This window comes from Puia sp. (assembly GCF_035546395.1).
In the GTDB taxonomy this organism is placed as follows: domain Bacteria; phylum Bacteroidota; class Bacteroidia; order Chitinophagales; family Chitinophagaceae; genus Puia.
In genome coordinates, this window is record NZ_DASZXR010000014.1 from 867,979 (window position 1) to 889,677 (window position 21,699).

The window sequence follows — 21,699 nt, forward strand, 5'->3', positions numbered from 1 at the left end:
GCTGGCATATGGATGTACTCAGTGTGCCGATAGCTGGTCGACTGGTGGGACAAGCCGCGACAGAGGTCAAAAAGGAAGAGACCGGCGCCAAGGCCGCAAAAAAGAGCAAGAGCCCATTTTTTTTGTTGGAGAGTCATTCGCTGCTCGCGGCGGCTGAGCGCATCGGCCAGGCGGCGTTTGTTGGCATCGATCCAGCGGTTAAGCGCGAGTGCCAGCTCGTTCGGTCGTGCCGGAGGCGGAACGGATTTTCGTTTTCGGTGAAACAGGCGCATAGATTGGGATTAATGATTGTTTCGCAATTCGACCGAGAGGTCTTTGTTCTCGAGTACTTTCCAGTTCTCAATGAGAAAACCGTGGGGATTTTTGTCGCTGACAGCGCTCAGCACCCTGATGGCACCTTCGGTAATAAGCGAGCGTGTGAGAATACTAGTTTCTCGGACGATCCTGAGTTTGCCGTAATACCGAAAATAATAGGGCGGTTGGCTGGTGTTAACCAGGACGCTGTCGGGATCGAGTACCTGCTGGCTGATGTTGCCGCTGATAATATTGGAGTAGTAGCCGGTTTCCGTGAGATTATCGTACTCTTGCTTGGCATTATTATCCGCAAGGTAAAGAGCAGCTGTGAGGTGGCGCTTGATGATCTGTTCGTCGGGCTCCAGGGAGTAGAAGTAGAAATGGAACATTTTTACGTGGTCCCTGATCTCGACAGAAAGCGAGTCTTTCCGATCGATGGCGATAGCATTGATAAGCTTGCCGTTAACCAGGAGATAAATTTCATGCCGGTTGCGCTCCAAGGCGGTGGAGGTTCGGTAGATGGTGTAGCAGCAGATGGCCACGGCGCCGATAATGAAGAGCAGAGAGAATAGGCGGACATGCCGAAAAGCGGTGTCAATGTTTTTTAGTTGTTGGAACATAGGGTGTAAGCGTGTCGGGTGAATGATTTAGCCTTCGATCTGTTTGCGGGCGTAGGAATTGGGTTCACCTTTGGCTGCGCCCTGGCTATCTTGGTAGCCCGTGGCCGCGGTAGGACTCGTGCCTCCCCCACCCCCGGCTCCACCAACGGGAACTCCGGTGGCAGCTGTAGCAGCTACGGATACCGCCGTCTGGGCGAGGCTGGAGACCTTTTGAGCGAGCGGATTAGGACCGTGCGTGTGGATGATGTAATTTGCTATTCCCGGGACGGTGAAATATCCAACTATGCCTATTACCAGAAAGATGAGGTAGGTAATCTCGGTCTGGACGAAATGTGATGTTCCGTTGGCGAGGTCGATCTGAAGCATGTTTTCCTGGATCTTACCCAAAATCACCCCGAAAATGTTGGCGATAGGTAGCCACAGGTATATATTAATGTAGCGGGCCAGCCAGTGAACAAGGGAATTTTGAAGGCCATCATAACAGCTGAATCCAAAGGCAAGCGGTCCAAGGATAGCAAGCACAATCAAATGGAACGTGCGGATGGTATCGATGCAAAGTGACGCCGCATAATATAATATCTGCAGGATAAGGGATAGAAAGAACTGGAAAATCACTTTCAGGCTGTTGTACAGACCACTCATCATAAATTTTAGCCCGCTTCCGATGCTCGACCAAAACCCTCCGCTATCCGAACTCCCAGAAGTCGTACCGGAAGGATTAGTGTATTGGTCCGAACCGCGCACGCTGCCAAAATCGTAAGGATTTAGAACGAACTGTTGAGTAGTATCCCCGTTGATCATCCGAGCTTGCAAGCTGATGAGGTTCATGACGGCGGCATTTTGGTTATCGACCATTTTGGCCGTTTCGGTAACGGTAGGCTGGAGGATGCCCTCCAGGGTACCGAGCACGACCGGTTGGAAGAAGCCGATGAGTAGGACGAGAACGAAGGGTCTCAGCAAAGGAAAGAAGTCGATGGCTTCGGCCCGGGCGATGTGTTTCCATACACGAAATCCGATATAGAAGATGGTGCCGAAGCCGGCGATGGCCTGGGATACGGTGATCATGTTGGCAACCAGGGGCATCATCTGCTGACGCACGTTCGCGAGGACGACATGCATTTGGAGGATGCCCCCTGCTGCGGTCTGTGCCCGTGTAACCATAGGTAAAAAGAAGGCAAGGAATAGGGCGGATAAAAAGGAAAGAAGCTTTTTCATGGCTTTAGTCGTTGGGAGTGGAATAAAGGCTTTGGAGATGCTGAGATTCCTGCATGGCTTGCTGGCGTTGGGCTACAAGCACCCCGGCTCGGCCCAAGAAGCTGCGTTGGAAGGTGAGCTGGCTATGCATGTCAGCGTCAATGGCGTCGATAGATGAGAGACGTTCAGCATCGCTCATTCGCAGCTGGCCGTCAGTCAGGATACTCACCAACACGTCAAGATTGTCCATCGAGTGATCGAAAAGGTTGCCATAGACGCCGGCGATGTAATTGAGCTCGGACGGATTGAGCATTCCCGAACTCTTGTACTGGGTAACAGCCTGCTTGTATTCAGAAACGATAGCAGCCTGAGTGCTGATGATGTCTGCGATCCTGACATAGTTTTTAACGGTGGGACTAACTGTAAGTAGGCCGTTAAGGAAGACTTGATGAAGGTTAAAGCTCCCTTGAGCAAGGCTCCGGACGGTATTGTATCCATTAGTGAGGATCTGGTAGCCCTTCTTCATATCGGACAGGATGCTTTTGAATTGGGCAAGCTTTTCAATATCGAGAGCTAGTTGTTCGAGTTGAGCGGCCTGGCAGCAGGCGCGGTGCGAAGGGACAGTGATGAGCAAAAAAAGAAGTGGCAGGAAAAGAAGCTTTTTCATGGGTGGATGAGTTGAGCGATATTTTGCAGGTCCTGTAAGTTTTGTTTCTTTTGCAAGGTTAGCAGCTGAAGGTGATCGTTAAATCGCAGGAGGGACTGATATTGGGAATTGACGCTTTCATAGAGGTGGCTAATGCGGCTAAGCCGCTGGGCGTCGTTCATCTGCCAGTTGCCGTCCGTAAGGATGCCGGTGAGTTCCAAGATATCTTCATTGTTTTTTCCGAGAATGCCTTGGTACAGTGAGTTGATATAGCTGATATCGGCAGCGCTGAATAGATTAGCAGCTTTAACCTGTTCGTAGCCGGCATGGTAGGCGGAGAGCATGCTGGCTTGCATGGTAAGGATATCGGCAATTTTGAGATAGCTTCGAATCTCAGGACTGACCACCTGCAGCGAGGTGAAGAACAACTGGTGGAGGCTGAAATCTCCTTGTTTGATGTCGCCAATCGTAGTTAGTCCCTGGCGGACAAGTTGGTAGCCCTTTTCAGTCTGGGAAATGAAGAGCTGGAGTTTGGCAATCTGTGCGAGCATTTCATCCCGGTCCATCTGGGCCCGAGCGGGCCGGGCGGCCAGGACTAAAACAAAGGCAAGGATGGCGATGATCCGGCTTCGATGAGTGGGTATGATCTGGGAGGACATAGTGGGCGGCGATTTTAGGGACTATAGAGAACAGGCTCATGGGAAACTCAATGCAAGCGGGGTCTGAATTCTGCGATCTGCGGACTGATGTGGATAGCAGTGTTGATTTGGCGCATGTTAGCTTTGTAGTAAAGCTGTTGGTAGGCATGCTCGGAGCTGGGCAAGAGATGCTGGCGATCGCCGGTAATTAACCAGGTATCGGTTATTCCCTTCCACTCCGCCTGAAGGGAAAGCAAGTTCAGTTTTGGGCGTTTCGGGTAGTAAACGTAATGGAAGTGGAAATTCACCAGCTCTTGTTTATGATGACCTAAGTGACCGGTAATCTTCAAGTTGATATCCAAGGGCTTTCTTGCCCAGAAATTCTTCTTGTCGCATACAGTGTTGAACAAGGCGTCTTCCAGCCTGTTCAGCAAGTCCTCATTGGTGCCGGTGAGCCCGAGCCCTTGCTGGTCAAAGCCTTTTCGTGTAAGCCAGTCGGTATGCACGTCAAGTATGTCTGCAAAGAGGCTCATAGGGAATTTTTTTAGGGCAGACCGTAGAGCTGCTTAATTGCATTTAGGTCGTTCTGGTCGGTTGCTCGCTGGAGACTCAGGGCAGCATTTTGATTGTTGAATGCGCGTAAATTGCCGATTTCACGCTGTATGTTGTCTGAAGCATGCTGGATGAGCCGCATTCGATCGGCATCGGACATTTGGACTGTGAAAGACTCAAGCAGCTTGGTTATCTGGTCAATGTTTTGGATGCTTTCGTTGACGATGCCGGTAAGTACACTGTAGATATAGTTTACTTCGTTGGGGGTGAAATGAGGATCTCGCCGTACTTGAGCATATGCAGTCTTGTATTCGGATACAAGCTGCGCCTGATTGGCTATGATCGAAGTGATTTTCCGGAAGTTAGTGATCACGCTCTTCACTTTCCACAGTTCTGTGAAGTAATTGGAATAAAGGTCTTTCTGTTGCTGGGTCCAATCGGCAATCTGCGCTAGCTGGGTTTGGGAAAGCTCGTTTTCGATCTGTTTTTCGGCATTCTGTAAGTCAATAACCGCATTTTGAGCTTTTTGGACGCCTACGTCTATTGCTTCGATTATAGCGGCAAGAATATCGCCAAACTGAGCATTGCTAGTAGATGGTATGAATGAGAGAATCACCAGCATCGAGACGACTAATATGACTCGGATACGTTTCATGGGGTACGTTTGGAGTTATTCAATCTTGGTAAAGACGTGGTTGTCGAGGTAAGTGGTATTGGTTGACGGCTGGAAAATTAAGGGCTGTCCTTCGTCCAGCACGTGCATGACGGCTTTGGCCGGGTCATAGGAGCCGGTCCATGAGGAGCTGTCCCGTTCGATCGGGTCGAAATCATTTTCCAGGTTGCGCTGGAATGAAGTCAGCCGGGTGATGCGATAGACGTTGATCTGACGGCGGTCTTTAGTGACTACGAGTGTGTCCTAAGTGCGGCAATAACTGGATTTCTCAAAGTTTGTGTAGATGCCAGACACAAAAAAGGCCGTCGCCAACTGAAGGTTACGGGGTGCCGTACGTTTGCACTGATGGTCGCAGGACAGTAACAGGAGGGGGAAAATCGAAATAAGAATGATCCGTTTCATGGTAAATTTTTTGGTTGTCATCTGAAGCAAAGATCGGTCGCCAGAGAAGTGGGCCTTCAGTATGGAGGTGTAGTTGGGTAAGAAAAAAGGACTGATCTATGAGGCCGCACGCATATCGCGAGCTAGCATTGCAATGCCTCGACGCATGCTGCCGTATTTCTTAGAATAAGCCTGGACGTGCATCTTTTCCTTTTCTTCAGTGGTGTAAGCGAGGTACTCTTCCAGCGAGACTTCAGTCCGGTAGACCTTGCTGAGCATGCCTCCGAGGGAAATAAACACCTCTTTATATTTTCGTTTCGGATCGTTGGATTTATTTACAGAAAGTACTAGCGATTTCTCCTTCTCCGTAAGACCAAGCATTTCCTGTATTTGATCAAATTTATTTTGGTATTTAGATTGATCGAGCAGGATTTTACAGTCGCTATTGTTGATGATAGCTTGCTTGACGATCGGACTGGAGATAATATCTTCAACTTCCTGCGTCACGACGATAGCTTCGCCGTAGAATTTCCGGACTGTCTTGAAAAGATATTTTACATATTCGGCCATACCCTGGCGCATAATGGCCTTCCAAGCCTCCTCAATCAGTATGATCTTTCGTACGCCTTTTAGTTTCCTCATTTTGTCAATGAACAGCTGCATCGTGATGATCGTCGTGACCGGAAATAAAATCGGATGGTCTTTGATCGCGTCAATTTCTATAACCACCATAGGCTGGTCAAGCAGGTTAAGGTTCTCCCGGGCGTTGAGCAGATAATCATACTCGCCGCCGGCATAGTAAGGTTTAAGGACATAGAGAAAATTGTCGATATCGAAGTCTTTGTCTTTGATGCCGGAATGCCGAAGGGTGACAAGGAACTGATCCCGGAGGTACTCATAAAAGCTATCAAAGCATGGGAAAATGTCTGGGTGTTGTTTCAGGTAATCAAAATATGCCTGGAGCGCGTTGGAGAGAGACACGTATTCAGAGCGGCTGAACGTTTCATCATCCTTTTTCCAGAGTGCCAGGAGAAGCGTTTTGATCGATTCTTTCTTTTCTGTATCAAGTTGCTCTTCGCCGAGGAAGAAAGGGTTAAAGCGGATGGGATCGGCTTCCGAGTAAGTGAAGTAATAGCCTTCAAGTAATTCGCAGAGTCCGCGATAGCTGTGGCCAACGTCAATTATGACGGCATGGGCGCCCTGTTCAACGTAGCTGCGGACGAACAAATTGGTGAAGAAGCTCTTGCCGCTCCCGCTGGGCCCGAGGATAAATTTGTTCCGGTTGGTGCAGATGCCCCTGGCCATAGGCTCGTCGGAAATATCGACGTGCAAGGGCCTGCCATTGAGTCGTTCCCCGAGACGGAGGCCTACCGGAGAAATGGAGCTGCGATAGTTGGTCTCGATATTGAGGAAACAGGCGGCTTGCTCAGCAAAAGTATCAAAGGTCTCGTGCATGGGCAGGTCGGCAGCGTTGCCAGGCATCCCAGCCCAAAAGAGCTGAGGCGCGCTGACGGTTTCCTGTCGGGTATGCGCATCCATCTGGGCAAGGGACGCAGAGAGGATGTTTTTCATTTCTTTGGCCTGTACAGGATCATCGGACCATGTGAGCACATTAAAATGGGCCTTGACAGGGAGACGCTGGTGACCGATGGCTTCGTTAAGGAAATCATTGGTGGCATCGCGGCTGATAGCATTCTCCCTCGAATAGGCGGATAAGGATTGGAGTCGGAGTCGGCGTGCCTCCATTTTTTTGAGGGTTTCTCGGGCATCCTCGATGAAAATATACTGGTTGTACAGGTGGTTACAGGACAGTAGCTGGCCAAGCGGTGCGGCAAAACTGACGCTAAATTTGGTGCGATCGGTGCTGTATTTGTCGTAGTTCACGCGGGGGCCGCACAGCGGGGGAAGATCCTCGACATCGGCGAGGCTGAACAGTTGGCAATGCAGATCGCCGATTCGGAGGTCGGGTAATAGCTCGAGGTCGCGGATAACGGGGGCATCTTGGGGATGCAGGAGATAGCAATACCGTTCCAGTAGCCCGGGCCGATCGGCGGTGCTCGCGAGTTCGTCGCCAGTCATCCTTCGTAGTTGAATATAGCCGGACTCCTGCAGGATGCGAGCGAACTGGCCGGCTTTGTCGAGAAAGAGGTCCCAGCGCTTGGTGTCCTGAGCGGAGGCCGGCACCAGGGTCGGCCGGATCAGCGTCGAAAGAAGGGAACTCGATGGACGGCGCCCTTCGGGCTTCTGGCAGAGGAAAAGGTAGCAGTGATGGTCGAGGTAAGGCCGTTCGTGAAAGAACCGTTCGCTGCTGCGGCCTAAAAAGGATTGTTCTGGGTTGGAAAAGTCGGCCCGGTAGCGGCTTTCCATGAACCAGTCCTGCTTGTGCAGCACGGTATGATTCGGGAGTACGCGGATGGCCTTGAGCCAGGCCTGGTGGAGAGCTTCGAAATCATCGGTGGATAGGGTGAATATTTCCGGCAGCGTGAGCTCGTAGGCGATGGTAATATCGCCCAAGCGGGAAAGGATGCAGTCCTTTTCAACCTTGAAGATAGGCAGGAGCTTTTCAAGTGTTTTATGCTTTTTCACTGGTGGAGGGTTTGAGCTGGAGAAATATCTTCCGGGAGCGAGACTGGACGGAGGCGGGAAGGCGGCGGGCGGCGCTGTGTTTGATCAACCCATGTTCACCATAGCGGTCGCTTAGCCGTTTGACGGCGAGCACGAGCGCGCCTCCGGCAGGCAGGATGATGGCCATGCTGACATAGAGATTGAAGTGAACAATATGAAAAACAGCAAAGAGGAGTAGCAGGAGAACGAGGCCGAGGGCGAGGTAAATGACGTATTGCGCTTTGATTCCCTTGAACTCCAGGCTGCGATTAACGCCGCGGTTGATGGGATAAACGGTGGCCATATCATTTGGTTTTCTTTCGTTGAGCGGGGCAACTTTCGGGAGAAGATTCGAAGAGCCGGGCAGCCCGTTGAAGCTGATTGAGGCGGCTGTCCTGCCTGCTTTGCAACAGCGTATAGGTGAAGGAATCGAGCTGATCGAGCGGCGGAAGTCGGATAATCTTTATCTTGCCTGTTTCCGTTAGATCCCTGCCCGGCCCTCTGTAAGCGTTGCGGGTTTCAGTATCGTATAGCAGCACGAGGTGATCGCCGTTGTCCCGTAAGTCGTAGAAGGTGATCTTGTTGGCTGGATTAGCCACCTCCCTGAGCTCCATCCGCCGGAGATCTACAAGGAAATCGGTACTAGCGATGTCGATGGTTGGCAGGGATTTCATGGCATCAGGCGCCGACGCCAAAGAATGATTTGAGAACAGTGGCGACTACGACCAGAAAGACACAGGAGCCGAACCAGGCGGCGGCGAGTTTATTGGTGTTGGGGTCGCCACTATTCCAGGCATTAAAGACCTTCACAGCGCCGATCAGACCCACGATGCCGCCGATGGCATAAAGGAGGGTGCAGGCGATATTGAAATAACCATTGACGGTGTTGGCGGCGGTGGTGATGCCGCTGTTGCCATTTCCTGCCAATTGGCCATAACTGCGACCGGTCAGAAAAAGGAATGTTACAAGAGTGAGGATTCGGGAATGGGAAAGAGATACCTTTCTTTTGTTGTGGGGGGTACGGGGAGACATAGAAGCTGATTATGAGGGTGAGCGGATTCTGTGGGACATGCATGCCCTGGCCCGGCCCGACAGGGGGCGGGGAATTGAGAGAAGAGAGCGTGAGAGGAAGGGAACTACTGGGAGATCGGTAGGTAAGGGCTATGCCGCTTCGAGCAACCAAAGCCCCTTGAGGTCATCGGGTGTGAGGGTGAGATCGCAGTCGCGTTGGACGGTTACCGCTACGAAGTTGTTAATGGCGTCGTAGTACTCGGTATTTTCGAATATGCGGTACTGGGAAACTATGGCGCGAATTTTAGTGAAAACTTCCTCGGGGTTCGCTGGGTATGGGGACGGGCCGGCCGCAACCTCGTCCACAACGGACTGGATCTGTTCGACGACATTCTCGGCGGATTTGAGTAGGAAGCTTTCGTCCTCGTCGGCCATGATCATAATGTCATCGTCCGCATAGTCCTCGATAGCAACCTGGACGGATGGCTGGTGACTAGACTGGGCAGGCTTGTCGATCAGCGCGGGAAAAAAGGGCTCGGCAGTTTTGGAGGAAGCCTTCATCTGTACTTGAGTCGATCCATGCTGGAGAACTGCGGAAAGACGTTTGCGGTAGTTAATGAACGCAAACAGTACAAAAGCGATCACGGGTAGAAGCACCACGAGGAGGGAAGCTGTGGTGGGAAGTAGCGGGGGTGGAAGATGGGGGAACATGAGATTTCTGTTTTGGGTGGTGAGTTGACTGATGTTCTGAAGCAAAGATGGGGTCGTAAAAAGGCGGGTTTTCAGTATGGAGCCGGTGTTGGGGAAAATAGTTTTGAAAAATATCCCTGGATGCGTAGGTTATTTGGGATCATATTTTTCTTCGATCAGTTTGATGCGTAGCAAGAGCTTCTCGCGCAGGCGGTCAATGTAATTGGTGTAACCCGTCTTTCTGGACAATATCTCCTGGAAGACCCTTGGATAATGACCCAGGTCGATGTGAAATGCCGCTTCCAAGCCTTCAATGATCTCGCGCAGGCTGGCTTTGCGATCATTGAGTGAGCCGGCAGACTGGATGGCGTAAGCGAGCTCTATCAGGGCGGACTTCGAATCGGTCCAGGTAAGTTTGGCAATATTTCGTTGTTTGGGATCACGCGGATTGTTAAGTTCTTCCTCAGCTCGAAGGAGGTAGTCTTGCATAAGATCGAGCGAGAGAAGCCGTGCGACGGTCCATGACGCATCATGAAGGAGAGAATCGTGCAGGTCCCAATTAAGGGGGACGACCAAATGGTCAGAGTTCATGACGAAGAGCTTTTCATCCAGCCAGGTCTCCCCGGCACGGATATAGCGGCAAAGGAAGTAATGTTCGGCATGGACGTCTCGAATATGTTGCCATTCCTTTTGCAGATAGCTTTGTACGCTTGCCGGATCTCCGGGAGGCCGGCCGGTTTCTAAGCGAAAGACACGGTTAAAGAAGATCATCCGGCTGACAAAGAAGGGTTGTACCTCCTTATAAAAGGTAATCTGTTCGTGTAAATCGGAGAAGGAGTAATGCTGTAGAGATTCTTTAAGCTTGGCATGCGCCACCTCGGACAGGCGCATCCCCTTCTGGGCCAGATGGATGGGTTGGAGACCGTCCTTTACAGTGGTAGAGAGGCCTTCGGAAAGATCATTACGGAGCTCGGTCCAGTAGGCAGGCCCCGTGGATGCTGGGTTGGCCATAGTTTCGGAATTTTAGTTCACGAAACAAAAATGGCGTCAATGAAAAGCGATTTTATTAACCTTGAAGTTTGCCGTTGAACGAAATTGTTGGCAAAAGCCTGAATTTGAAGAGTAATCCTTTAGAACATTTTTGAAGAGACGAGGCCAATGAAGGCCTTCCATTGGCTATTTATTAAGACGACTCGCGCGGTCCAAATACTTTTTGATCATACTGGTTAGCAATGGTGTCAATTCTTTCTTGCGGCTCCGATTAGCATAGTCAAGGCTTTTGAAATCCTTGAGGTCAGTATGTAAGAGAAGTTCTGCCTGCTCCGTAAGCCACGCTAGAGATGCTGGCTGTCCATTGACATAAATAAGCTCCGCTAATTGCAATGCTACAATTTCCTCAGCAAGATAAGACTTAGAAACGCCGAGGCTGATGACATCCCTGCGCGTTTTGTTTTCTTCTATGTTTTCGTCCGGGTGGTCAAGTCGCTGAAGTTCCTTTTGGAGATAGGACCGGTATTTTTGGTTGGCTATGATCCACGAAACCTTGTAGGTCGCCAAAGTAAAGTTCGGGTCGATGACCGGGGAAAGGTCCTCAATTAAGCCCTGCTGGCCGTTACGTCGAGTAAAGAGTTGTTCGTCTAAATAGGTTAGGTTTCCGAAAAAATACTTGCTCAAACCCTGATTTTGGGAGAAAAACAGCTCTATTTCCCTAAGATCATGATCATATTTCCATCGAAGATTTTTCTTTCCTGCCGAGCGCTTTAATAGTTCGATATCATAAACCTTGGTGAGATAAAAATGTCTACTGTAAAAGACGGGGCATATGTCCTTAAAATAATAGATTTCCTCTTCTAAAGTTCGGAAAGTGTATGATGAGAATATCCCTTTAATCTCATCAATCGACTTGCTTACGAGCTTTATGCACCGGCCATAGCGTTCGACCGGATCAGGAATAAGGTTTGTTTCCTCCAGGCTCAATTCCATTTTGGCCTGTAGTTGCTGAAATACCTCTTGCATGGCATGTTTTTTTGCGGCTGTTGTCAAATACCGTTTGCCCATGTGCAAGGTGCGGATTAAAGGTCATTAGGTCCATGTCAGTCTTTAAGAGAAACTTTAAACCACGGTCGAAGGATTGAGAGGTATTCTATTAAATTTACAACGAATTAAGATCCAGGACAATACGGAAATTGTAGTATTTATGTACGTAAAAATGAGTAATGCTTGGGCTACCGGATACTCCCCTATCCGTAAAAGTTTCAGTCCGGTAAAATGGCAGGACAAGTTTACGAAATTACCCGACTCGGCATAAGCAACAATATCTAAGTCATAATAAGAGCTGCCACTTATTAAGGTTTAATGACCCAATGCCTGCACGTGAAATCACCCTCTCCGTTTGATTAGCCTTTGGGAAATTAGTAATGTGAATAATTTGCAAAAATCTGTTATCGGCTGGTTATCCTCTTTATAGAGTCCTATAAAGTAAGTAAATTAAAATGGCTGATCATTCAGCGGCACAATATCCTCTGATTTTCCACCATGGCTAAGGCGCTCAATATTAGTGATCGTACCGTTTCCGGCAATTACGATCTATGAAACCTTTAATCCTGTGTTATGATAAGAGCACAATATGAAGACAAACGCCTGGTGGTGGAGATTCTGTCTAACTCCTTCGATGACAACAAGAGTGTCAACTATGTAATCAATCAAGGCCGTTCCAGGAAGAAGAGAATATCCAGGCTCATGGAATATTCCTTCGACTACTGCAGTTTGTTTGGAGAGGTATTTCTTTCCGATGACAAGAATGCCTGCGCTTTGGCCATTTTGCCTGACAAGAAAAAAACCAGCCTGAGGTCGATTCTCCTGGATGTAAAGCTTGCGCTGACTTGCATCGGTGTATCCAACCTGAAAAAAGCAATGGACAGGGAGGCAAGAATAAAGGCCGTACATCCGGGAGACCTGATGTATTACCTATGGTTTATCGGAGTTCGTCCCGAAGTTCAAAATAAGGGAATAGGGAGCTCTCTATTAACTGAGATGATCACCCAAAGCAATGCCATGAAACGACCTTTATACCTCGAAACTTCGACATTACGGAATCTTCCCTGGTACAAGAAGTTTGGGTTTAAAGTTCATAATGAGCTGGATTTCGGTTATAAGTTATTTTGTTTGAAGAGAGAAAGGTAAATGCGTCGTTATGTTGCTACCCGGAACCCAAATGCACATTGTAACTTTTGCATTCGCATGCGTGGAAACAGTAATTTTCTTCTGTCTTCTAATATATAAATTTGCCCGCCCAGACGACAAAACAGCCGTATTAGATCTTTGGCTAATCTTTCTGCTGCTCATTTATAATGTTTCGGGAGGCTTACTTCCGGATCCGAATTTGCCGGGGTCTGTCTTCATTCAGGAAATAATCGCTTACGGTACAGGCTTCATCACTCCTTCCTATTTCCCATACTACGTATATAAAGGATTCGGTCTGAAGAAGATGAAATTCCATGCGTTCCGAGGAGTTTATATTTACCTGATCTTTCCTTATCTGCTTTTTGTCATAGCCTATGGAGTATCCGGGAAACTATCCGTAGCGCAAAATCTTTTGATACTGCCTGTTCTATATGCCATATGGGTAATAATTTCTCTCGTTAGAGCGCTTAAATTTAAGTATTCAGGTAATTTTTCAACGGGAGAGTCGAAAGAAGAGCTGATAGGGTTGCTACTAAGCTTGACTCCTTGGGTTGGACTCCCGGCTATAGTTTATTTTGATCTCAGCCAGGTGATCGAAGCATCCGTTACGAACACTGGGTTTTTGCTACTTTTATCGCTGCACTTAAAAAACCATATCTCGCTCTTTCGGAAGGAGCATCAGCGGTTAATTCAGTCCGAAACCCAATTGATGAATTGGAACTCAACCCTACAAGCAGAAGTAGACCGAAGGACCCACGAGCTGATCAAAATTTCAGAACAAAGGACCAACACGCTCGTAAATCTTGCGCATGAAACAAAGACACCTTTAACTTTAATAGACAACTATCTGGAGGAATATATTGCGAAGAACGGAAATGCATATGAATTATCGATTGTGAAAAGAAGTCTTTGGAAGATTACAACTGATATTTCCAATATATTCGACCTGGAAAGGTTAAATCGAGGCATGTCCCTGTTTAATCACAACCAGGTTACGAACTTCAGTGAGGTAACAAATGACAGCCTCGCCCTTTTTGGCGCCTATTGTCAAAAAATAGGGATTACCCTTCATTCAAGTGTACAGGGAGACATTCTAATAAAAGCTGATCCGGCGGCCATAAGTCGGATCGTTATAAATTTAGTGGAAAATGCTATAAAATTCTCTGCAAATGGTGGATCAGTTGAAGTCTTGCTACAAAACGATGGTAACAAAGTCAGGTTATCAATAAAAGATTTGGGAATCGGCATACCGCCGGAAATGCACAAAAAAGTTTTCGAGCCGTATTTTCAGCTAAACACTACCAAAGCCAGTAGTCAAGGGATGGGGCTCGGCTTGCCCATTGTAAAAAAGATCGTGCAAGAATTAAACGGTGAAATTTCTTTAAACAGCGACCCTAAAAGGGAACGGGGAACGCTAATCACGGTATCCTTCCGCAATCATCGTTTTTCTATCAAAGACAAACAATCAGCAGTTTCATTTCAGGGAGGAAAGATAAGGGATATTGGAACCGAAAAATTGAATTTAAAAGAGATCGTGCACGATGAACGAAAGAAAACGCTTTTAGTTGTTGAAGATAATATTTCGATGGTCAATTATCTTCAAAGGAAGCTTTCGGACAAATATAATGTGACGGTTGCCTTGAATGGAAATGATGCCTTACATATTATAAGAGTTCCAGGCTCCTCATTCGACCTGATCATTTCGGACATCATGATGGATAAACTCGATGGTTTCAATCTTGCAAAGATTATTTCCGAAGATCCAAATTTGGCGCATATACCTTTTCTATTTCTGTCAGCCAAAGCTACTGCGACTGAAAAGTTGCAAGGGCTGAAGTTAGGCGCTATAGGATTTATGCCGAAGCCGTTCTCTATTCAGGAGCTAATGCAGCAAGTAGATTCGATTATAAATCTATCAGAAAAGCAAAGAAAAGCTCTACTATCGAAGGCAATTGATCATTTGTCTTATATGAACGGCCATTCCCCAGGCAAAACAACGAATGGCACGGATAATTTTGAAGAGAACTGCCAGGTATATCAATTAACGCCGAGGGAGAAGGCCGTTGCTAAGTTAATATGTGAAGGATATAAATATAAAGAGATCGGCGACAAGCTCTTCATAGCCGAGAGAACTGTCACAAAACATGTTCAGAATATTTTTGAAAAGGTGGACGTATCCAATAAAATTGAGCTGATTAATAAATTGGCAGGTTGACTAATATCCGGCTTAATACGTCTGGCTCGGCCCTTCCCCATCCGTTACTACATTCTGGTTGGTCCCACTTATGCCTTTCGGTCACTACCATCTTAGGATGGTAGGAATTGTACATCTTCAATCAGCAGGTATGTCCGAATTTGCCAATCATCCCGAGTTTTTTAATGAACCCGTTTTACTCTCTAAAGCTGAAAGAGAGTATCCCTTAATGGTAGTCAAGGAATTCTTTGCAGATTACCGTCTAAGTGAGATTAGGCAAATAAGAGAAGATATACAAGAGATTTGCCTGACCACGGACCGACCCCCTTTTTCCGATCCTCAAAAGAGAGCGGATTATTTATTGTTTGAAAAGAACCTTATGATTCTGTTGGAGGCCTCTTTTCTACTAGCATCTGCCAAGAAGGAGTAACGTAGAGACAAAAGTCTCCTAAAAAGTGAGACTGCCGTGGTACAATTTCTCAAGTCCAACAATAAAATATTATATGAACAAAAACTATTATAAAATATTGGGCGTCGCTGCTGACGCAACCTCCGACCAGATTAAGGCTGCGTACCGCAAACTTGCGCGTAAATATCACCCTGATCTTAATCCGAATGACAAGGACGCCAATATAAAATTCCAAGAACTCACCGAGGCGAATGAAGTGCTTAGCGATCCCAAGAAACGAAAGGCATATGATCAATATGGCTTGCATTGGAAAAATGGCTCTTAAGCAAAGAGCACTCAAAAACCAAAATCAAAAAAGGGATCTAAAGTTCGCGAAGAGACTTACAAAACGTACGTTGACTACGATTATGGTAATGTCAAGGTAAAAATTCGAGTAACAGAATCCTACGCCTTTACGAGTGTCACTTTCGAATTGTAAAGCAAGCACCAAAAGATTTTCCAACCAATTAAATTATCCTTGTGTAATTATGATAACTGAAACGTTCCACTTCGTTAACCACCCTGTCCACGAGCCTGAGATCGGCCCAATGCTCGTGTTCCAGGACGTTAGTCCGATCTACTTAAAAGTGAATTTTCTGCAATGGTGTGAAATCGGACTTTCGGAAATCGACCGATCCCGACAGGCTGAGATTCATGCCATCCATCTGGTCAAAACCGAATTTCTTGGGCTGGTCGATGCTGTTTATTTCATCGCCACGGTTTTCAGAGAGGACATCACGGACGAAGACATGCGGAAATCCGTTCACCACTATATCGAGAATTACTATAAAAAAACCGAGAAAAAAGAGGATATCGTGCAACCGCCGGTTTTCTGCGAAGCGTTCTTTCGAGAAATATCCTTTAGGTCTATGAAGTCTTTACTTTGGGTGCTGATGGAGTTGGCCGCTGTGCATAGCACCAAGCACGAATATCATCTTGACCAGTCGAGTATCTTAGACTTATTTGAGCGCTACTCTGCAATTGTCATCACCGGACACGATTGGAAGAAGATGATTAAAAAATACAATAGATAATCTCCAATCAACATGATTACGGAACATTTCCTCCCCATATATTTTCCGACAGACGGTCCCGACATCGGTGCAATGCTAATTTTCAGAGATGTAACCCCTAGCTATCTAAAGGAACATTTCCACAAATGGTGCTGCATCGCGGTGGCGGAGATCGACCCGTCCCGTCAAAATGAGATCAATGCTGTCAGCCATCTGCAAACTGAATTCGTCCAACTCATCGACGCCGTTTATACGACAGCGGCTGCAATGATCAGCGACCATAGTGACAACGCGTTAGACGAACTGCTGCAGCAGTACTACGACAGTTACTATAAAAAAGACATGGAACGTGATGCCAGCCCATTACCTACGTCGTTTTACCAGGATTTCTTCAAAGAAATAACTACCGGGTCGACGAAATCCATTCTCTGGCTCTTGGCGCATGCAGTAACTGCTAATAAAGAGAAATATGAATACGAGCTCGGTCAGGCGCAGATCCTGAATCTATACCACCGATTTACTGCGGTCGTGGTAGTATCGGAGGACTGGCAAGAGAACCTGTACAAACGAGAACGATCGAAAATTAAAAGAAGTACAAATTTCACTAAGAAGAAAAAAAGGAGACAAAAGTAGTAGCCTACCAGGAACTGCTCCGGTTTCTTCATAATCCTTACGAATGTCGAAATTGAATATCCGTCCCGGTCGGAATGTCAGAAAATCGGAGTTTGAGCAATTTACCTTGGACCTTCAGCTTTTCCTCAACGCATTTTGTGCTGCGCAACTGGCCCGATGGATGGGACGGGATAAAGGGAACCTGAGCAAGAAGTTGAACGGAATCGAACCCATTACGACCAAGGACCTGGTAGATTTTTATGGGACGGCGAGTAGCGTCATCACGAAACTTGAAAAGGGAGTACCGGTATTTCAAATCGAGCAGGACATGACCCTTGTCGATGACAATATCAAAGTCGAGCCTACCAAAAATATGTGGGAAGAACTCGGGCTAGTGAAAGAAACGCTGAAAAAACAGCACGCTGTTATAAAAACATTGAAATGGAGGTTAAAAAGATCGAAAAAACGAAAATATGGACGCCGGCGCTCACAATAATCGCAGCTACGATCGATCCCCTATTCCTGGAGCCGTGGCACCGATCGAATCACCCCAAAAAAGCAAAAAGACCACGTTGTATATACCCATTGTTAATATATCGCCCCAAAAAGCTGATAGGGGCCTTTGTATATATCTGTTGGGATATTTGGTGAGTGCCAAATAAGCTTCACCTTGCGGCTGTACAAGCAGCCTCAATATTTTCAATGTTAGTAGTCCGTCTACAAAGACATAAGTGGGCCATTGTATATACCCGAACGGTATTTAGTGAGTGCCTTGTCAACCTCACTTTACGGCTGATACAAGCAGCCTCATAAATGTATTAAGACTCCTTTTGTCAAAAAGCGATGGCCCTACGATTGTAGATATCCTGGTGGATATTTAGTGAGTACTTGTTAATCTCACCTTACGGCTGTACAAGCAGCCTCATTTATCCAACGAACTGACTATTTATTAAATGCTATGGCGTTGCGATTGTATATACTCAGCTTGGTATTTAGTGAGTATTGTTAATCTCACCTTATGGCTGTACAAGCAGCCTCATTTATATAACAAACTTGCTATTAATAAAAGGCCTTACTCTGCAATTGTATATATCCTGTCGGATATTTAGTGAATATCTTTCAATCTCACCTTACGGCTTTACAAGCAGCCTCATTATATTATGAATAATTTTCTTAAAAGCCATGTCTCTTCGATTGTATATACCCTGCGGGTATTTAGTGAGTATCTGCTTTTCTCACCTTACGGCTGTACAAGCAGCCTCATCAAGTACTATTCTGTTATAAGCATAACACCTGCCTTATTAGCCTTATACTCAATCTTCTGTTTTAGAGAGTAGTAACTCCAATTGCGCAAAACCAGTTCATCTTCTGCGGCGGCGGCCTCCTTCTCCGTTTGCCCTACAAGTATCAGCGAACCGGCTCTATGCTGAACACACAGGTCAACCAATCGTCTGCTATACAGATGAAGTCTATGCTCAACATAGTTCCTTTCCTTCTCCCGAAATTCTTCCAATGGTTTTAGTTTCCTTCGGCGGCCATGTTGGCCTCGATTAAAAGAAGCTGCCTTCTGAGCCCGGGTTCTAGCCGCCTGTATAGCTAATCGACGGTGTAAAAACTCTTCCTTGCTACCGATGGTGTGGCGCATTTTGCCAATGTGCAAAATTATAGGGTAGTCAATCGACAAATGTGCTTCAGCAACGATGCTGATATCAAGATCGTTAATTTCCTTTTCTATCTCAAAGGCTGCCAGCAAGTAAATTTTGTTCTTATCGATTTGGATAGAGCTAGTGTGCAGGATCATATCCCCTTTCAGTAGCTTTTCAAATAAAGGGCGTTTGTAAAATTGATCCCTGCCAAGATAGGTCCGAAAAGGGATTTTGAATAATTCAAAACTGTATTCCCTTCCATCCTTGATAGGCTGCAAATGTGCGATATCCTTAATTCCGAACGGGATAGGTATATTTCGTTTATAATTTCGGACGGACTTTTCCCCTTTTAAATAATCTTGCTTTTCATTGTTAAAATGCTTTGCCAATGTCATACTCAGCGTTGCTATAATATGCATAGGTATATCTCCTTTGAATCGCGCACTCAGCATTCTATAAGTAGTATTTAGCTGTGAAGTAGTAAGGATACCATTTGGATCCTTGGCACTATCGGCTAGTTTCACTTTCACGTCATCCCGTAAATAGAACAACTCTTTTAATTGGTGTTGTATAAACAAGTGAGTGAAAATATAATTGGCGGCTCTAAAACAAATATATCGCCATTGATGCAGCGTCTTGAATGCTTCACTTACGACTACTTTGTCGTCACTATTGATAACCAGTTGTACTTTTCTGGTTAATATAATCGGTTTTTCGTTCATTGCCGGCGGTTTGCTTTTAACTGATTAAGTTTTCTATGTGCAATAACATATTGCTGCTGCACGTCTGCCTGGGAAAGGTTCATTTTATTAGCAATTACTTCAAATGGGAGCTTGCCTTCAAATCTGAGTTTAAAAATCTCAAGCATTTCGCCAGAAAGGCATTCTTCAGCGCCTTTCCAATGCGAAGTGGCAGTCGGTGACACACATATTTTTTTTTTGGCGTGAATCACTTTCTTTAAATAGTCCAAGCTTTCGTAAATTTCTTTTGTTATGTTCTGAATATTCGACCCGTAGCGTTTAGCAATCTGCTTATAACTGAACCCATATTTAAAGTAAAGTTTCAAAATGGTTTGGCGATCGGGTGGTAAGTATGGGATGATCTTATAAATGGATTGAAGCATTTCTTCGTCTTTACAGACATCGTCTTTCTGCTCGGCCTGTGGGTAATTCTCAGCATCGGGATAGGGCTCATACTCAGAATATACCACAAGACGGTATTCAGGCCTCTTATAGAAGTCGTAGCAATCCCATTTTACATTCATGCGCATAAATCGATAGGCATGCATGTAACTGTTTAACCTGTGACGTAAGGTCCAGGCTTTTAGAAAAGCGTCCTGGACGAAATTTTCAACTGCGAAGTAATCCTGGACTATTCGCAGCCCGCATTTAATTAAGGGTGAATGATAAAGCGTGTATAGTCGGGAGAGGCCCGCTTCATTCCCATCAGCAAAGTCACGAAGAAACTCCAGATCAAATTCTGTTTCTCTTGGAGGATAAGTTATCATACTGAAAGATTGGAACGTTGGCATTTGCATTTAGTGAAACCACTGTAGCAGGTTAGCCAATAGAGCAACATTCCCTCAGTATGAGAGGCGGCACAAAAAAGATGGGCCCCGACATTGCTTAGTAACAGAGGGAGGTCGAAGCCCTAAGACACATAAGCAAGCAAAGCCCACCTTTTTAGGTGGGCAATTTGCCTAACTTACCCGTGTCTTGAAAATTTTCGACCTTTTCTGTTACAGGCTTATTGGCGAATTGCCGACAGTTTTTTAATTAACTTTTACCAAAAATCCTCTCCTAATCCGGGGAGGGTCTTAAGGCAAAATGCTTGTCTGTATTGAATTCCATGTTTTTTTTCAGTTTTTATATTGAACTTCTATAACAAATATAAAGAATTAATTTTTTGTTCCCAAGAAATGGAACAAAAAATTTCTAGAAATAGGAGCACCTTCCGCGTTTCTAAATACTATGCTCGACAGTATAAAAAGTGCGGAAAAATTACAGGAAATCGGCCAGAAATTCCATGAAGCTCGGATGAATTACATGGGTCCCGAAGGCAAGAAAAGATCATTGGGTAAACAAGGTATCAGCCTGCGCGACCTGGCTGCAGTATCACAAGTTAAATACACTCAGATACTCGCTATTGAAAAGGGTCAATCCAACGCAACGATATTAACACTTATAGCAATAGCTTCTGTTTTAGATGTGAATTTATGCGAGGTTTTGAGGTATAAAGAACCCGAAAAACCGAAAAAAAAGAAATAGGCGGTTCCAGCAACAATAGCGCACATGAAAACCCGCCGTTAAGAATATAAAAAGACCAAAACCTTATTAGAAGGCTTCGGTCGACGATGAAAAACCTTTTGCATTTGCATCGCTACCCAGCAGCGCCTCCAGTTCCCCGGTACTCCTTACCGAAAACCACCAGACGCCCTTTCAAACCATTCAAAATTTCCTCTTTTGTTCCTTTAGACGCGCTTGACAATAAAGCACCCCTACATTTTTTACGCGTTGGCAACCATTCCGGGTAAGCAGCTACCAACCGCTCACCTTATTATGGTAACAAAGTAGCCCGGGTCCTACCCTTCAAGGGTGACCGCGCCCTATATTCCTGCATCGGTACTCTGGCAAAATCGTATGGGTTTTTCATTGGTTTAGCATGGAAATGAAATGGTTGATGGAAGAGTTAAATTATCGAAGTTGGGCCGTCCACTGGTCTCTGATGATCAGAAATAGCAGAATTAACAAAGTGGAATTTGATCAAATAAAAAATAATTATACTTTTGGGTAGCATTTTCAATGAAAAAGGCCTTTGCCACCATATTAGCCGTCATTTACCTATCCACTTCGATGGGGGCAACAGTGCATCTGCACTACTGCATGGACAAGCTTTTTTCCTGGAGCCTGGCAAACGAGGACAGCCAGAATTGTGGTCACTGTGGAATGCCCAAAAATGCCAAAGACGGCCACTGCATGGCCATGAAGGATGGCTGTTGCAAAGACAAGCAGGCCGTAGTGAAGCTGGACAAAGATCAAAAAGCCTCCGAATCAGCCTATAACTTTCTCCATCTTGCATCTCAAGCAGTAATTGTTCAGCCGGTTATTCAAGCTGATATATATGTTGCTGCTTACATAGCCGGCTATCCTACGACCAATGCTCCCCCCGAGCCTGATAAAGTCCCTGTGTTCCTCCGCAATTGCAATTTCCGTATTTGATTTACTTCTTTCCGCTCACAGCCTGACATTCTGTTGGGCTATCGGTGCTTTGTACATCTTCTTACTACAAGCATCTTATCTC

Annotated in this window: 24 protein-coding genes; 9 read left to right on the plus strand and 15 right to left on the minus strand. The window is 46.2% G+C overall.

Translation table 11 applies throughout. The features are described from left to right. Positions 1-281: 281 nt before the first annotated feature. From traK to VHE34_RS16400, 13 genes are all read right to left on the minus strand, one after another. Positions 282-914, minus strand: coding sequence for a conjugative transposon protein TraK (gene traK / locus VHE34_RS16340; protein WP_325589857.1), 633 nt, complete (start codon positions 912-914; stop codon positions 282-284). A gap of 27 nt (positions 915-941) precedes the next feature. Next, on the minus strand, positions 942-2,129 hold the full coding sequence (traJ, locus tag VHE34_RS16345; RefSeq protein WP_325589859.1) for a conjugative transposon protein TraJ: 1,188 nt from the start codon (positions 2,127-2,129) through the stop codon (positions 942-944). 4 nt (positions 2,130-2,133) lie between these two features. Then, on the minus strand, positions 2,134-2,775 hold the full coding sequence (locus VHE34_RS16350) for a TerB family tellurite resistance protein (protein ID WP_325589861.1): 642 nt from the start codon (positions 2,773-2,775) through the stop codon (positions 2,134-2,136). After that, positions 2,772-3,413 (minus strand): hypothetical protein, encoded by a 642-nt coding sequence (locus VHE34_RS16355; RefSeq protein WP_325589863.1) that lies wholly within the window; start codon positions 3,411-3,413, stop codon positions 2,772-2,774. Before VHE34_RS16355 ends, VHE34_RS16350 begins: the two co-directional genes overlap by 4 nt. A gap of 47 nt (positions 3,414-3,460) precedes the next feature. Continuing rightward, entirely contained in the window at positions 3,461-3,925 is a 465-nt protein-coding gene (locus VHE34_RS16360) for a hypothetical protein (RefSeq protein ID WP_325589865.1), read from the minus strand. 11 nt (positions 3,926-3,936) lie between these two features. Next, the gene (locus VHE34_RS16365; protein WP_325589867.1) at positions 3,937-4,599 is read right to left on the minus strand and encodes a conjugal transfer protein TraI; all 663 of its coding nucleotides are present in this window, start codon (positions 4,597-4,599) and stop codon (positions 3,937-3,939) included. Between the two features lie 516 nt (positions 4,600-5,115). Then, positions 5,116-7,584, minus strand: coding sequence for a TraG family conjugative transposon ATPase (locus VHE34_RS16370; RefSeq protein ID WP_325589870.1), 2,469 nt, complete (start codon positions 7,582-7,584; stop codon positions 5,116-5,118). After that, on the minus strand, positions 7,571-7,906 hold the full coding sequence (locus VHE34_RS16375; RefSeq protein WP_325589872.1) for a DUF4133 domain-containing protein: 336 nt from the start codon (positions 7,904-7,906) through the stop codon (positions 7,571-7,573). The genes VHE34_RS16370 and VHE34_RS16375 overlap by 14 nt, the downstream gene beginning before the upstream one ends. A 1-nt stretch (position 7,907) precedes the next feature. Then, positions 7,908-8,276 (minus strand): hypothetical protein, encoded by a 369-nt coding sequence (locus VHE34_RS16380; RefSeq protein ID WP_325589874.1) that lies wholly within the window; start codon positions 8,274-8,276, stop codon positions 7,908-7,910. 4 nt (positions 8,277-8,280) lie between these two features. Beyond that, positions 8,281-8,634: a DUF4134 domain-containing protein gene (locus VHE34_RS16385; RefSeq protein WP_325589876.1), complete on the minus strand. Its 354-nt coding sequence runs from the start codon at positions 8,632-8,634 to the stop codon at positions 8,281-8,283. Positions 8,635-8,763: 129 nt separating this feature from the next. Further along, entirely contained in the window at positions 8,764-9,324 is a 561-nt protein-coding gene (locus tag VHE34_RS16390) for a hypothetical protein (RefSeq protein WP_325589878.1), read from the minus strand. 129 nt (positions 9,325-9,453) lie between these two features. Continuing rightward, on the minus strand, positions 9,454-10,314 hold the full coding sequence (locus tag VHE34_RS16395) for an RteC domain-containing protein (protein ID WP_325589880.1): 861 nt from the start codon (positions 10,312-10,314) through the stop codon (positions 9,454-9,456). A gap of 165 nt (positions 10,315-10,479) precedes the next feature. After that, a complete protein-coding gene (locus VHE34_RS16400; protein WP_325589882.1) occupies positions 10,480-11,319 on the minus strand; it encodes an RteC domain-containing protein in 840 nt (279 codons plus the stop codon). A 594-nt stretch (positions 11,320-11,913) separates the two neighbouring features. Here VHE34_RS16400 and VHE34_RS16405 point away from each other — a divergent pair. From VHE34_RS16405 to VHE34_RS16435, 7 genes are all read left to right on the plus strand, one after another. Beyond that, the gene (locus tag VHE34_RS16405) at positions 11,914-12,486 is read left to right on the plus strand and encodes a GNAT family N-acetyltransferase (protein ID WP_325589884.1); all 573 of its coding nucleotides are present in this window, start codon (positions 11,914-11,916) and stop codon (positions 12,484-12,486) included. Between the two features lie 61 nt (positions 12,487-12,547). Next, positions 12,548-14,701, plus strand: coding sequence for an ATP-binding protein (locus VHE34_RS16410; protein ID WP_325589886.1), 2,154 nt, complete (start codon positions 12,548-12,550; stop codon positions 14,699-14,701). A 130-nt stretch (positions 14,702-14,831) separates the two neighbouring features. After that, the gene (locus VHE34_RS16415) at positions 14,832-15,110 is read left to right on the plus strand and encodes a hypothetical protein (protein WP_325589888.1); all 279 of its coding nucleotides are present in this window, start codon (positions 14,832-14,834) and stop codon (positions 15,108-15,110) included. A 73-nt stretch (positions 15,111-15,183) separates the two neighbouring features. Then, positions 15,184-15,414: a DnaJ domain-containing protein gene (locus tag VHE34_RS16420; RefSeq protein WP_325589890.1), complete on the plus strand. Its 231-nt coding sequence runs from the start codon at positions 15,184-15,186 to the stop codon at positions 15,412-15,414. A gap of 202 nt (positions 15,415-15,616) precedes the next feature. Then, complete coding sequence (locus tag VHE34_RS16425; protein ID WP_325589891.1) at positions 15,617-16,162, plus strand: hypothetical protein; 546 nt, start codon at positions 15,617-15,619, stop codon at positions 16,160-16,162. Positions 16,163-16,174: 12 nt separating this feature from the next. Then, on the plus strand, positions 16,175-16,774 hold the full coding sequence (locus VHE34_RS16430; protein WP_325589893.1) for a hypothetical protein: 600 nt from the start codon (positions 16,175-16,177) through the stop codon (positions 16,772-16,774). 43 nt (positions 16,775-16,817) lie between these two features. Continuing rightward, on the plus strand, positions 16,818-17,249 hold the full coding sequence (locus tag VHE34_RS16435) for a hypothetical protein (RefSeq protein WP_325589895.1): 432 nt from the start codon (positions 16,818-16,820) through the stop codon (positions 17,247-17,249). A 774-nt stretch (positions 17,250-18,023) separates the two neighbouring features. Here VHE34_RS16435 and VHE34_RS16440 read toward each other — a convergent pair. Beyond that, positions 18,024-19,121 (minus strand): hypothetical protein, encoded by a 1,098-nt coding sequence (locus VHE34_RS16440; RefSeq protein ID WP_325589897.1) that lies wholly within the window; start codon positions 19,119-19,121, stop codon positions 18,024-18,026. Next, complete coding sequence (locus VHE34_RS16445; protein ID WP_325589899.1) at positions 19,118-19,906, minus strand: RNA polymerase sigma factor; 789 nt, start codon at positions 19,904-19,906, stop codon at positions 19,118-19,120. Before VHE34_RS16445 ends, VHE34_RS16440 begins: the two co-directional genes overlap by 4 nt. 463 nt (positions 19,907-20,369) lie before the next feature. Here VHE34_RS16445 and VHE34_RS16450 point away from each other — a divergent pair, with 463 nt between their 5' ends. Further along, positions 20,370-20,666 (plus strand): helix-turn-helix domain-containing protein, encoded by a 297-nt coding sequence (locus VHE34_RS16450; protein WP_325589901.1) that lies wholly within the window; start codon positions 20,370-20,372, stop codon positions 20,664-20,666. 534 nt (positions 20,667-21,200) lie between these two features. Beyond that, the gene (locus VHE34_RS16455; protein WP_325589903.1) at positions 21,201-21,617 is read left to right on the plus strand and encodes an HYC_CC_PP family protein; all 417 of its coding nucleotides are present in this window, start codon (positions 21,201-21,203) and stop codon (positions 21,615-21,617) included. Positions 21,618-21,699: the final 82 nt, after the last annotated feature.